This is a genomic window from uncultured Desulfosarcina sp. (genome assembly GCF_963664155.2).
In the GTDB taxonomy this organism is placed as follows: Bacteria; Desulfobacterota; Desulfobacteria; order Desulfobacterales; family Desulfosarcinaceae; genus Desulfosarcina.
The window spans coordinates 167,356-180,190 of sequence record NZ_CAXXXH010000001.1 but is presented as its reverse complement, the minus strand read 5'-3'; the positions used below and the strand labels follow the sequence as shown (position 1 = coordinate 180,190).

The following is a 12,835-nucleotide window of genomic DNA, read 5'->3' as shown; positions in this document are numbered from 1 at the left end:
TCTATTTTTCATTATCCAGCACCTTTTCCACATCCAAAATGCCGATAAGGCGTTCTTTGGTTTTGAATACCCCTTTGAAAAACTTACCCTGGACACCACCGATGTTAGCCGGCGGCGGTTCCACCTTGTCCCAATCCGCTTCCACCACATCGCTGATGCGACTGACGAGCAGGCCGATATACTCGTCTTTAGAGTTGACAATGATATTCCTGCTCGTGTCGCCCATCTCGGTTTCCCCCAGATTGAGCTTCTTACCCAAATCGATGATGGTAACGATCTGTCCCCGCAGATTCAGGATCCCCATCACATATTCCGGTGCCTGGGGAACGGTTGTCATGTCCATCAGTTTGTTGATTTCCTGTACATTGAGAATGTCCATGCCGCAAAGGGCTTTGCCTACATAGAAAGTGGCCATTTCAACGGTTCGACTTGCCATTTTTTTTCCTTCCGGTCTTTCCATCACACGTCTCCTTGTCCAATCAACGGTCGCGTCGGTTGCCGGTGCGTCGTAGCGGTCGGCAACCGGCAAGCGGGATTGGTTATGCCCCTATTGCTTACATGCTGGTTAGAAATCCGTAGATACTGCGGACCAATTTCTCCCGGTCAAGCTTGATCTGATAGTCGCTTATTCCCACTTGACGTCCTTTCTCGATATCCTCTTCACCGGCCAATGTGGTCAGTGCGATGACGGGGAGATGGGAGTAGGCATTGTTTGCTTTGATACGCCGGGTCAGTTCGAATCCGTTCATATTCGGCATTTCGATATCGGTCACCACCAGCGAGATCTCATCGGCATGTTTCTGCAACAGGTCCCAGGCGATGGCTCCGTCCTCTGCCTCGATCACCGCGTATCCTTCGTCCTCCATGTAGCTTTTTACCTGGTTGCGGAAAAAATTCGAATCTTCGGCGAAAAGAATTTTGGCGGCCTCGCCTTTGTCATTGGTTGCCGCTTCCATGTTTTCAAACCATTGTGGATTCAAGGTCTGAACGATCTCGTACACGTCCACCATTAAGGTCGTGTGGTCGTTGATGATGGCTGAGCCCATGATGCCGGCCTGCTTCAAGGTCCGGCCGTCTACATCCAGCGAAAACTCAATGGCATCCACCGGACCGATGGCCAGCAGACCGATCTCCTTGCCGTTGATGATGAAGACGATGACCAGCAGGTCTTCAACGTCGGCCAGGGGCTGGACCATGGCGACTTCGTCAACCGAAAACAGTGGCAGGCTGCTGCCGCGGTAACGGATGACGCGCTTGCCTCCTACGGATTCAATATCGGTAGCCTTTATTTTTTCTATTCGTTCCACCATGTTAAGCGGTGTCGCGAACTGCTCGTTTTCTGCGCTACGGAAAACCAGCAGGGACTGGCGATCCTTCTGTTCGCGGATGGAACGCAGGTTCTCCTGTATCACTTCCGCTGCTCGAGAAGAACCTTCGATGGAGGTCAGGCCGGCCATCTGGGCCAGGTTGGCCACATCCAGAATCAGAGCGACGCGGCCGTCTCCCATGATGGTGGCACCGGCGTAACCCTTGCACTTTTTAAGATCTCTGCCTAATGGCTTGACGACAATTTCTTCCGAGTCGTGCAGCTCATCCACCACCAGGCCGTATTTCATGGCACCGGTAGACACGACTACGATATTCAGGGCGCTGGCGGCATGATACCGACGATCTTCCGGTTGCCGGGTATCGGTTTCCTGGCTACCGTTTTCTCCAGGGGACCTCTCTTGGGTGTATTGCTCTGCTGAGGCGATAAGGGGACTCTCTTTGGACCGCCTGTCTGATATGGATTTTCGTCGATCCAATCGCTTCTTGCCGGTTTTCGGATCGACGTAGATGGCATCGGTGTCGATCACATTGGCCAGTTTGATCAACGGCAGCAGATTTCCCCTGAGACGGACCACTTCCGCATCGCCCACCCGTTCAATCCGGTCTTTCACCTGGTCCGCGGGAATTCGAAGCAGCTCCTCCAGGTTGACCTGGGGAATGGCATAGCGCTCCTGACCGGTCATGACAATCTGGCAGGGGATGATGGCCAGGGTGAGGGGCAGTTTGATTCGGATCGTAGCCCCTTTGCCCAGTTCCGAGTCGATGTCGATGATGCCGCCGAGCTTGTCCAGGTTGGTTTTGACTACATCCATGCCCACGCCCCGGCCGGATACATCGGTGACCTTTTCGGCCGTGGAAAAACCGGGCAGAAAGATGAGATTGGTCCTTTCCTTTTCGGACATGACCTTGGCCTGATCTTCGCTGATCAATCCTTTTTCCAAGGCTTTCTGGGTCAACACCTGGCCGTCCAATCCCTTGCCGTCATCGGAAATCTCGATGTTTACCTGGCCGGCTTCATGGTAGGCTTTCAGGAAAATTTTTCCCACCGGATTCTTCCCTGCACCTCTGCGGACGTTCGGCATCTCGATGCCGTGGTCAACGGCATTTCGCACCAGGTGGGTCAGCGGGTCACCGATGGCTTCGATGATGGTTTTATCCAGCTCGACGTCTTTGCCCTCCAGGTGCAGGTCCACGTTTTTCCCAAGTGTCTGGGAGAGATCACGGACTACCCTCGGGAATTTATTGAATACGTTGCCGATGGACTGCATCCGGGTGAGCATGATTGCTTCTTGAAGCTCGGATGTGATCAGGTCAATACGTTGACCGGCAATTTCAGACCCCCGGTGATCTTCTGAACTCATGGACTGGAGCAGCTGATTGCGGCTGAGCACCAATTCGCCCGCCAGGGTCATCAACTGGTCCAGCAGACTCACATGGACGCGCAGGCTGGTTTCTGTTTCTGATTTCTTGCCGGTCGTTTTCGGCTGCACCTGCGCAGGAATCTCCACCGGCGCAAGGGATGCGGTCGGTTCCGGTTCGGCTGCGGGCATCGGATCCGATTTGACGGCACTCACCGCTTCAGGTGTGTCGTCTGCCGTCACATCGGCCGCTAATTTTTGCCCAAGGCACTGGACGGCCAAATCCGGCATGACCTGATGGATCTGATGGTCCGGAATTTCAAACAGGACATTGATATCTTCAGGTTTTAAGATCGTAGCAAACAGAACAATGAGCGGATCCGCGGCCTGTCCTTTTTTCAGCTTCATGGACCGGACCCTGTCAGGGGACGTGCTGCAGGCGATAAGGGTGCCGGTTTGTTCCATCTCTTCGATGGTTGCACTGGGTTTTTTACCTTTGTCTATCACATCGGCTATCAGGTCGATGTTTGCCAGGTAGACAAATTTGCCTTCGTTCATCAGGCCTTCTATCATGGTGCGGTCCGCATCGATGGCAACGCGGTTATCAGCGGAGGCGACGGTCACCATTTCTATCTTGCTTTCCGGTTCCTTCTCAGAAATCCGTCCGGCCTCCACATCCGCCGTCGATTCCGGGACAGGTGGCGCATCCGGCGGCAACGCGGCGGGTGCCGACGGTAGCGGTTTGCCTTCGGCGATTGCCTGGAGAGCATCGATATGCTGCGAGATGTCCACATCGTTGCTGGTGAACACATCGTTCATCAGGGCTTTGAGGGTATCGGAGGCCATGAGCAGCACATTGACGATTTCAGGCGTGGGAACCATCTCCCGACTTCTGATTTTGCCGAGGATATTTTCCATCTCGTGGGTGAGGTCCTTGATGGTGGTCAAACCCATGAATCCGGCGCCTCCCTTGATGGAGTGGGCGGCCCGGTATACTTTGTTGACGAGATCTTCATCGATGTCGGCGCCGGCCTCCTCGATGGCCAGCAGATCGGTTTCGATATCCGCCAGATGCTCGATGGATTCCTCCAGATACATCTGTAAAGTTTCGTCGTCCTGAATGGTCATGGTATGCTCCTTTTACCAAAAAATGATAGCGTCTTGTCCGAAAACCTGCCTGTGAATAATTTTATCTTTTTATTTCAAGTTATTATTTCCTAACACAGGCCCAGGGCGGATGCCCCCAACCAGTTGAAATCCGGTTTGTGACCGGCGTTACCAACGATTAAATGATCCTTCAATTTCGATCATTTTGCGTTCATGAGAAACCACCGAGCATTTTCTATGAACTTATATCCGCAACCCCGTGAAAAACTTTAGGTGTTTTTAAGATATCCAAAATTAAGAAAATACAACTTCGGTGGGATGCCTGATGAATTCGCGAGAATTGAGCGTTTCAAAAGACAAACAGGAAAGGCAGGTCAATTCGGGGCAGGCTTTGGGGAAAAGAATGGGTTCTGCCGGGTTGGCGGCCGACGGGCCGCCAACCCGGCAGAACCTTGGACTTCAATCCATTGCGATTCGACGCTGGCTACATCGATCTGGAGAAGAACCCGGCTTTGAAATATTCACGGTTCAGCCGGGCGATATTGGTGATGGAGATCTCTTTGGGGCATTCGGCTTCGCATTCCCTTTCGTTGGTGCAGTTGCCAAAACCCAGCTCATCCATGGTCCGGACCATGTTGCGCGCCCGTTTGGCCGCCTCGGGTTTTCCCTGGGGCAGCAGTGCCAGCTGCGAGATTTTGGCGCTGGTAAAGAGCATGGCCGAGGCATTGGGGCAAGATGCCACACAGGCACCGCAGCCGATGCACTGGGCCGCATCCATGGCCAGATCGGCCACCTCCTGGGGAACCAGGATGGCATTGGCATCCTGGGCGCCGCCGGTGTTGACCGAAACATAACCGCCGGCCTGGATGATCTTGTCCAGGGCGCTGCGGTCCACGGCGAGATCCTTGATCACCTTAAAGGCCCTGGCCCGGAAGGGCTCGATGGCGATGGTGTCGCCATTATTAAAATGGCGCATGTGCAGCTGGCACAGGGTCGTTCCCTTTTCCGCGCCATGGGCCCGTCCGTTCACTACACAACCGCACATGCCGCAGATGCCTTCCCGGCAATCATGATCGAAGGCAATGGGTTCCTTGCCGTCGATCGTCAACTGGTCGTTGACCACATCCAGCATTTCCAGAAAGGACATGTCGGTGGATATGTTCTCGGCATGATAGGTATCGAATCGTCCCTTGTCTTTGGATCCCTTCTGGCGCCACACTTTCAGTGTCAAATTAATCGTCTTTGTCACTTGTAGCTCCTTTGCGTAAGTTTGACGTTTTCAAATACCAGGGGTTCTTTGTGAAGTACAGGTTCCTGACCGTCCCCCGTATGTTCCCATGCCGCCGCATGACAGAAATTGTCATCATCTCTGAGGGCCTCGTGCTCCTCGGTTTCGAATTTTTCATTGAAATGTCCGCCGCACGACTCCTGACGCGCCAGCGCATCAATGATCATCAATTCACCGAATTCGAGAAAATCGGCCACCCGTCCGGCACGCTCCAGGCTTTGGTTGAAGTCGGCCGCAGTCCCGGGCACCCGGACATTTTCCCAGAATTCGGCGCGAAGTTCCTGGATCATCCCGCGGGCCATTGCGAGACCTTCGTTGTTTCTGGCCATACCGCAGTATTCCCACATGATGCGTCCCAGGGTTTTGTGAAAATCGTCCACCGTCCGTTTACCGTTGATGGACATTAGCCGATCGATGCGGCCGGTGACCTCCTTTTCCGATTCATCGAAGGCCTTATGGCCGGTGGTGACGTCCGCCTTGGCGGTGCCGGCCAGGTAGCCGCCGATGGTGTAGGGCAACACGAAATAGCCGTCCGCCAGGCCCTGCATCAGCGCGCTGGCCCCCAGCCGGTTGGCGCCGTGGTCGGAAAAGTTGGCTTCGCCGAGGACAAAGAGCCCGGGGACGGTGCTCATCAGGTTGTAATCCACCCATAGACCGCCCATGGTGTAGTGAATGGCCGGGTAGATCATCATAGGTGTTTCGTACGGGTCGTCCGCCGTGATCTTTTCGTACATTTGAAACAGGTTGCCGTATTTTTTGGCGATGACATCCCTGCCGTCGCGGCTGAGGGCATCGGCAAAATCGAGATAGACGGCCTGGCCGGTTTCGCCGACGCCCTTGCCCATGTCACACTGCTCCTTGGCGTTGCGGGAAGCGACATCCCGGGGGACCAGGTTGCCGAAACTGGGGTATTTGTTTTCCAGATAGTAGTCCCGCTCCGACTCGGGAATCTGATCCGGTTTGCGGGTGTCGCCAGGCTTTTTAGGCACCCACACCCGTCCGTCGTTGCGCAGGCTTTCGCTCATGAGGGTCAGTTTGCTCTGGAAGGTGCCATGCACCGGGATGCAAGTGGGGTGGATCTGAGTGAAGCAGGGATTGGCGAAAAAGGCACCTTTTTTATAGGCCCTGAACGCGGCGGTAACGTTGGAGGCCATGGCGTTGGTGGAGAGGAAGAACACATTCCCGTAGCCGCCGGTGCAAAGAACCACGGCGTCGGCGGCATGGCGCTCCACCTGCCCGTTGATCATGTTACGAACGACGATGCCCTTGGCGTGACCGTCTACCAGCACCACATCCAGCATCTCGCGCCGGGGGAACATTTCAACTTTACCGGCACCCACCTGGCGCATCAGGGCGCTGTAGGCACCCAGCAGCAGCTGCTGGCCGGTCTGCCCCCGCGCATAGAAGGTTCGTGACACCTGGGCGCCGCCGAAGGATCGGTTGTCCAGCAGGCCTCCGTAATCCCGGGCAAAGGGGATGCCCTGGGCCACGCACTGGTCGATGATGTCGTTGCTCACCTGGGCCAGACGGTAGACGTTGGCCTCCCTGGCTCGAAAATCGCCTCCTTTGACCGTATCGTAGAACAGCCGCCAGATGCTGTCGCCGTCGTTGGGATAGTTTTTGGCGGCGTTGATGCCGCCCTGGGCCGCGATGCTGTGCGCCCGCCGTGGACTATCCTGAATGCAGAAGGACTTCACGTTGTAACCCAGCTCGGCCAGGGTGGCCGACGCAGAGCCGCCGGCGAGGCCGGTGCCGACAACGATGACGTTGAATTTACGTTTGTTGGCCGGATTGACCAGCTTCAGTTCAAAACGGTGCCGGTCCCATTTCTCGGCAATCGGTCCTCCGGGTATTTTCGCGTCAAGTGCCATGGTATTTCCTTTCTGGACAGGTTGGGGGTGGGCAACCCCGTAATGTGTTTTAAAGGCGGCCGAAGCTTGGGCGTCGTGCCAATTGGCCCATCAGGCCAGCAGGAAAATGTAAATGGGCAGAAAGCCGAACCCAATGCCCACCACCACGGCAAAGGCGATGCTCACCGTACGAAACAGGGGCATGTACTTGGGATGGTTGGCGCCGACAGTCTGAAAGGCGCTCCAGAATCCGTGGCTCACATGGATGGCGGCGGCCACCATGGCCACAATGTAGACCAGCACATAGCCGGTATTGGAAAAGGCGTTGGCAACGATGTTAAATATGGTGGTGTTCGTTTTATCCACGAAGTGAAAATTCATCAGGTGGAAAATAATGAAGGCCAATAAAACGACACCGGTGTAAGGCATGGTGGCGGATCCGACCGTTCGGCCGCCGGCGGATTTGTTTACCGCATAACGCACCGGCCGGGCTTTGAGATTCCCAAGAAACAGGGCCAGACCGGTGATCACATGAACCAGGGCGAAGGTCAGCAGGCCCAGTTCAGCCACCGTCAGCAACGGCCCCAGCGCGTGAAGATGGGCGGCGTAGCCGTTGAAGGCATCCTTGCCCCCATAGATGGTAAGGTTTCCTGCCAGATGGGCTGCCAGAAAACCGCAAAAACTAAACCCCGTGATGGCCATCATCAGTTTTTTCCCGATGGATGACCCCAGTGTGCCGGTAATCCAGTTCATCTTTGCCTCCCGTTTGAAGTGATTGCCAGAATTTTTGAATAAGGGATCTAAACTATTTTTCTTTCCCATCGCTGTCAATAAATAATTTTAACCACCATGAATCCCATTCGGTTTTCGCTATGCTTTCCGATAGTTTGATGCCGGCAGCCGTCTGAAGTCGGTTTTTTACATGGTCGGCCCATTTATCGGGGGCGGCATAACCCATGTCCGACAGGGATTTCAGATCCAGCAGGAAGGCCAGTTGATCCGCGTCATGGGCCAGCTGGGCTTCCACGCTTTCGCGGGCATTAAACTCGTCAAGCAGTACCTGAATGTCCGGTCCGAAAGGGAGGCCGCGGGTCATGTGGGCCACAGCCATTTTTTCATCGGCCGTTACATATTTTTTCTGAACATAATTCAGGTCGCCCATCCTGGCTTCGGGGAGATCGTGAACCAGACACATGGCCAGCAAACGGCCCTCATCCGCTTCCGGTGTCAGCCGGGCCAGGGTCCAGGCGATGCACATGACGCCGAAGGTGTGTTCGGCGACGGATTCTTTTCCCGGTCCGAGGAACTGATAACCGGTGCGGCGGACCCGTTTTAACAGCATGGTTTCAAACAAGAATTCGGCGATTCGATCCATCCTCTCTCCCTTGTGTGTATTGATTTTTGTGGTCACTGGATAGCAGCCCGTTCCGCATCGGAGGTTCAATTGCATGCATCGCGCGGCAGCGGCCTGACCGCTTGCCGCAAAGCCTTGAACCGCGGCACTTCAAACGTCAAACTGCTTGACACGATCTGGTGGCTTGTATAGTTATACGAAACCTTTTTCAAGGGGTTGCGCACATCGACGATTATACCGTACCGGTTACCCGTGGACGCACCGGCAGCGCAAACCCCTCGCACGCTTTATTCATTATACAGTGGAGAGACGGATATGGTGCCTACCCAGATGGATTATATTCACATCATCAGCAACGCCAGCCTGATGGTGAAATTTGTCCTGCTGTTGCTGCTTTTCTTTTCCGTGATGTCCTGGTCAATTATCATTATCAAGATCCGGTATATCCGCAAGGCGTTTAAGGAATCGGATATTTTCATCGATTATTTCTGGAAAAGCCGGGATCTGGCCGGAGCCTTTACCAAGGCCAAGCAGTTGAGCGGCAGCCCGGTGGCCCGCATCTTCAGAATCGGCTATGCCGAACTGCGCAAACTCAACCCCAGCGGCAAACCCGGCGACGACCTCATTCCCGATGAGAGCAGCCCCTCCCTGCGTCATGGGTTTTCTGGCACAGACAACGTGAAGCGGGCGCTTCGGCGGGCCATCAACACAGAAATGACCCGCATCAATCAGATGGTTCCGTTTCTGGCCACCACCGGCAACACAACCCCGTTTATCGGGTTGTTCGGCACGGTGTGGGGAATCATGAACTCCTTTCATGGCATTGGGCAGCGAGGATCGGCCAGTCTTGCCGTGGTGGCACCGGGTATTTCAGAAGCCCTGGTGGCCACGGCTGCCGGTCTGGCAGTAGCCATTCCCGCCGTCATCGCGTTCAACCATTTCATGCAGAAGATTCGTGTGATTGAAACGGAATTGCACAGTTTTTCGGCTGATTTTCTCAATATCCTCGACCGGGATATTCTACGATAACAGGAGGCGATATGGCAATCGGCAGCGGCAGTGACCGGCTCATGTCGGACATCAACGTGACCCCCTTTGTAGACGTCATGCTGGTACTGCTTATTATATTCATGGTGACGGCACCCATGATGGTTCAAGGGGTCGACGTGGCGCTTCCCGAGGTGAGCGCAACACCCATGGTGACCGAAAAGGAAAATCTCACCGTGACCATCGACCGGGATGCCAACATTTATATCAACGATTTTCAGGTGCGGATGGATTTCCTAAAAGACAAGCTGGAAAAGATTCTTGCGGCAAAAACGGATCGGGAGGTTTTTTTTCGAGCGGATAAAGACGTCTCCTATGGCGTTGTTGTCAGTGTGATGGCGGAAATCAAGGCTGCCGGTGTAGAAAAACTGGGTATGGTGACCGATCCCTTCGACGATCGGACCATCGGCAAATCCTCCGGTAAAAAAGGCTGATGAAAAAAAACATCCGCGTTCCGGTGTCTTCCAGCCAGGACCTCCGGGGCGATGGGCAGACGCCGTTGTTTTATCCCGTGGCCCTCTCATTGGTCAGTCACGTGGTCTTTCTATTGCTTTTCGTGATCACCCCCAGTCTGCGATCCGAAAAATTTCAAACCCAGTCCGTGATCAATGTCAGCATGGTGTCCTTAAAAAATCCCGCCACGGAGGCCTCCGAAAAACCTGCGGTGGAAAACAAGGCCCCCAAAATTGAAAAGCCCGAGGTGGTGAAAAAGCCGAGCATTACTCCGCCGGTTAAAAAAGCGGCCACAGTGGCGGACACGACGCCGCCGAAACCCAAGACATCGCTGAAAAAAAAGACCTTTAAATCCACCCAGGTGGTTAAACGCGCCATCGAACAGCTGGAAAAACAGGCGGATGTCAAAACGGACGAGAAGGCGGACGCGCCTGAGCCGGAACCCTTGAAATCCGCATTGGAAAGGCTGCGGCAAGAGGTGGGCAAGGCTGAGGCCAATCGGTCGACGCCATCCGGGAAAAGCGCTGACCCGTCAGCAGGGAAAGCAGGCGGAAAACTTGGAAAGTTCAATGAGAACGGAAAGAAAACGGCCGAGTTGATCGATCTGTACCGCATCGAGATTGCTTACCAGATCCAGAAAAACTGGGCGTTTAACGAGCAAATGGCCGGTGGTGACCAGTCCCTGGTGGCGGCTATCGTTTTCAAGGTGATGCCCGATGGCGAAATTCGGGATATTTTTTTTACGGACCGCTCCGGCAATACTTATCTGGACGAGTCGGCCTACAAGGCCATTGTGAAATCCAATCCGGTGGACAGACACCCCGATGGGCTCGCTCAACCCTATGTGGTCATGGCCATCCGGTTCACCCCCCAGGGCATCCGGTAACCGTTGCCACGCGAGCTGTCTTTCCCTGTCGGGTTCTAACGGCCGTTAACCAAAACCAAGGATACCCTATTCATATGATTCAACGCCAATTGATGTGTGTTATTCCTTTGCTACTATGTATGCTGCTGCCTTGGCCGGTTGCCGCCGAGCAGTACAACTATATTGATATTTCCAATCCCTTTCTTCGAAAAACTCCCATTGCCGTCCCGATATTTAAAGCTGATGCCCAGAGCCCGTCAGCCATGGCGGCAGCCAAATCTGCATCGGAGCTGTTGAAGTTTTATTTGGACTTTACCGGCTATTTTACCTTCAGCGACCCGACGGCCTTCCTTGAAGATCCGCAGAAAATGGATATTGCGGGATCCGGTATTCGTTACCACAACTGGACGGCCATCGGCGCCGAACTTCTGGTGACCGGCGGTGTGGCGATCCGGGATGGAAATACTGAATTCGAGCTTCGACTGTTTGACACGGTAAAAGAAAAAATGCTGGTGGGGAAACGGTATCGGGGCAGCCCTGAAGATGATCGTCAGGTGGCGCGACGATTCTGCAGCGAAGTGCTGTTTGCCATTACCGGGAGCCGCGGTTTTTTCGATTCGAAAATTGCCTTTGTTTCCAACGGTTCCGGCCACAAGGAAATATTCCTGTGCGAGTTTGACGGCAGCAACATCAGCCAGTTTACTCACCATAACAGTATCTCGCTTTTTCCCGACTGGTCTTCGGATGGACGATGGATTGCGTATACCACCTATGCGGACAAATCGCCGCGGATCCGTATTCAGAATGTGAGGGAAAACCGGACTGCAAGAATCGACAAGCCTGGCCTGCAGGCCGCTCCGGCATGGGTTCCCGGTAAGTTTGAACTGGCAGCCAGCCTTTCCTTTTCCGGTGATCAGGAAATTTATCTGTTGACCGGAAATGGGAAAATGATTAAAAGATTGACAAGCAGCATGGGGATTGACGTTGAACCGTCGTGGTCTCCGGATGGCAAACGCATGGTGTTTGTATCCAATCGATCGGGCAATCCCCAGCTTTACATTTACGACACCGTTTCTAACCGGGTTCAGCGGCTGACCTTTGAAGGGCGCTACAACACCCAGCCCAACTGGTCTCCCAAAGGAGACAGAATAGCTTACTCTGCCATGAACAATGGCGTCATCGATATCTTTACCATCAACCCCGAAGGTGGCGAGCCCCTTCAGCTCACGGAGAATCAAGGCAGCAATGAGGCGCCGACATGGGCGCCTGACGGCAGCCTTATTGCCTTCAGCTCGACGCGGGAGGGTAAAAGCAGGCTTTACGTGATGACCGCTTACGGAACCGACCAGAGACGTCTGCTCACCTTGCCCGGTGAGCAGTCCAACCCAAAGTGGTCTCCGAATATCTTAAACCCATGAATCGTACGTGTACCCGAAAAAGGAGGAGTAGATGATGAAAAGAAAGTGGATCATTCTAGCCATGTTATTTGTTATTCCCGCCATGTTGTTTACCGTTTCATGTGCCAAAAAGGCCGTTATGACAGAACCGTCCACGACGGATACGTCGGCTACCGATGATGCTGCCCGTCAGGCGGAACTGGAAAAGCAGAAAGCGATGGAACGCCAGAAACAACTGGAAGAGGAGCGTTTGGCTGCCGAACGCGCAGAGAAGCTTAAGGCTGAAGCCATGCAACGGGACATGATGATGTCCAAGAACCGTTTCCTCAGCGAAAATGTCCATTTCGCTTTCGACAGCGCCATTTTGGATTCCCAGGCCCAGGAACTGCTGAAGCAAAAGGCCATGTGGTTGAGGGACTTTCCCGATGCCAAAGTTGTCATCGAAGGACATTGCGATGAAAGGGGTACCAACGCCTACAACTTGGCGCTGGGTGAACGCCGTGCCGAAAGCGCCAAAGCGTTTCTCGTGAATCTGGGGATTTCCGGTGCGCGGTTGACCACCATCAGCTATGGCGAGGAGAAGCCCCTTGACTTGGGACACAACGAAGAAGCGTGGGCGAAAAACCGCCGCGACGCCTTTGCACTGGAGTAATTCTCCAAATATGTGCCGTTGGCGTTCCACGTCATCCTGCCGACTTCCCACTGGAAAAATGTGCCGGTTCCGTTTCGGTTTACCGAAACGGATAACGGGAGCGGCAACGTAATCAAATCCATATGTAACTCACCG

General features: G+C 54.2%; 11 protein-coding genes. 5 read left to right on the top strand and 6 right to left on the bottom strand.

The annotated features are described in order from the left end of the window. Position 1: 1 nt before the first annotated feature. The 6 genes from ACHZBS_RS00860 to ACHZBS_RS00835 form a co-directional block, all read right to left on the bottom strand. Entirely contained in the window at positions 2-460 is a 459-nt protein-coding gene (locus ACHZBS_RS00860) for a chemotaxis protein CheW (protein WP_319404650.1), read from the bottom strand. Positions 461-554: 94 nt separating this feature from the next. Next, positions 555-3,815, bottom strand: coding sequence for a chemotaxis protein CheW (locus ACHZBS_RS00855; RefSeq protein ID WP_319404649.1), 3,261 nt, complete (start codon positions 3,813-3,815; stop codon positions 555-557). Positions 3,816-4,278: 463 nt separating this feature from the next. Next, a complete protein-coding gene (locus ACHZBS_RS00850; protein ID WP_394708029.1) occupies positions 4,279-5,031 on the bottom strand; it encodes a succinate dehydrogenase/fumarate reductase iron-sulfur subunit in 753 nt (250 codons plus the stop codon). 8 nt (positions 5,032-5,039) lie between these two features. Beyond that, positions 5,040-6,953, bottom strand: coding sequence for a fumarate reductase/succinate dehydrogenase flavoprotein subunit (locus ACHZBS_RS00845; RefSeq protein WP_319404647.1), 1,914 nt, complete (start codon positions 6,951-6,953; stop codon positions 5,040-5,042). A gap of 90 nt (positions 6,954-7,043) precedes the next feature. After that, positions 7,044-7,685, bottom strand: a complete 642-nt coding sequence (locus ACHZBS_RS00840; RefSeq protein ID WP_319404646.1) for a succinate dehydrogenase cytochrome b subunit — start codon at positions 7,683-7,685, stop codon at positions 7,044-7,046. A gap of 52 nt (positions 7,686-7,737) precedes the next feature. Next, the gene (locus tag ACHZBS_RS00835) at positions 7,738-8,307 is read right to left on the bottom strand and encodes an HD domain-containing protein (protein WP_319404645.1); all 570 of its coding nucleotides are present in this window, start codon (positions 8,305-8,307) and stop codon (positions 7,738-7,740) included. A gap of 294 nt (positions 8,308-8,601) precedes the next feature. Between ACHZBS_RS00835 and tolQ the strand changes: the two genes are divergently transcribed. The 5 genes from tolQ (at position 8,602) to pal (ending at position 12,700) form a co-directional block, all read left to right on the top strand. Next, entirely contained in the window at positions 8,602-9,315 is a 714-nt protein-coding gene (gene tolQ, locus ACHZBS_RS00830; protein WP_319404644.1) for a protein TolQ, read from the top strand. An 11-nt stretch (positions 9,316-9,326) separates the two neighbouring features. Next, entirely contained in the window at positions 9,327-9,767 is a 441-nt protein-coding gene (gene tolR / locus ACHZBS_RS00825; protein WP_319404643.1) for a protein TolR, read from the top strand. Further along, the gene (locus tag ACHZBS_RS00820) at positions 9,767-10,672 is read left to right on the top strand and encodes a TonB C-terminal domain-containing protein (protein WP_319404642.1); all 906 of its coding nucleotides are present in this window, start codon (positions 9,767-9,769) and stop codon (positions 10,670-10,672) included. Before tolR ends, ACHZBS_RS00820 begins: the two co-directional genes overlap by 1 nt. A gap of 74 nt (positions 10,673-10,746) precedes the next feature. Beyond that, a complete protein-coding gene (tolB, locus tag ACHZBS_RS00815) occupies positions 10,747-12,069 on the top strand; it encodes a Tol-Pal system beta propeller repeat protein TolB (RefSeq protein WP_319404641.1) in 1,323 nt (440 codons plus the stop codon). A gap of 31 nt (positions 12,070-12,100) precedes the next feature. Beyond that, on the top strand, positions 12,101-12,700 hold the full coding sequence (pal, locus tag ACHZBS_RS00810) for a peptidoglycan-associated lipoprotein Pal (RefSeq protein WP_319404640.1): 600 nt from the start codon (positions 12,101-12,103) through the stop codon (positions 12,698-12,700). Positions 12,701-12,835 lie beyond the last annotated feature (135 nt).

Excerpts from the sequence above, each read along its gene's own strand:
- ACHZBS_RS00855 (WP_319404649.1), bottom strand. The coding sequence starts at position 3,815 with ATGACCATTCAGGACGACGAAACTTTACAGATGTATCTGGAGGAATCC.
- ACHZBS_RS00820 (WP_319404642.1), top strand. The coding sequence starts at position 9,767 with ATGAAAAAAAACATCCGCGTTCCGGTGTCTTCCAGCCAGGACCTCCGG.
- ACHZBS_RS00835 (WP_319404645.1), bottom strand. The coding sequence starts at position 8,307 with ATGGATCGAATCGCCGAATTCTTGTTTGAAACCATGCTGTTAAAACGG.
- tolB (WP_319404641.1), top strand. The coding sequence starts at position 10,747 with ATGATTCAACGCCAATTGATGTGTGTTATTCCTTTGCTACTATGTATG.
- ACHZBS_RS00845 (WP_319404647.1), bottom strand. The coding sequence starts at position 6,953 with ATGGCACTTGACGCGAAAATACCCGGAGGACCGATTGCCGAGAAATGG.
- tolQ (WP_319404644.1), top strand. The coding sequence starts at position 8,602 with ATGGTGCCTACCCAGATGGATTATATTCACATCATCAGCAACGCCAGC.
- ACHZBS_RS00860 (WP_319404650.1), bottom strand. The coding sequence starts at position 460 with ATGGAAAGACCGGAAGGAAAAAAAATGGCAAGTCGAACCGTTGAAATG.
- tolR (WP_319404643.1), top strand. The coding sequence starts at position 9,327 with ATGGCAATCGGCAGCGGCAGTGACCGGCTCATGTCGGACATCAACGTG.
- ACHZBS_RS00840 (WP_319404646.1), bottom strand. The coding sequence starts at position 7,685 with ATGAACTGGATTACCGGCACACTGGGGTCATCCATCGGGAAAAAACTG.
- pal (WP_319404640.1), top strand. The coding sequence starts at position 12,101 with ATGATGAAAAGAAAGTGGATCATTCTAGCCATGTTATTTGTTATTCCC.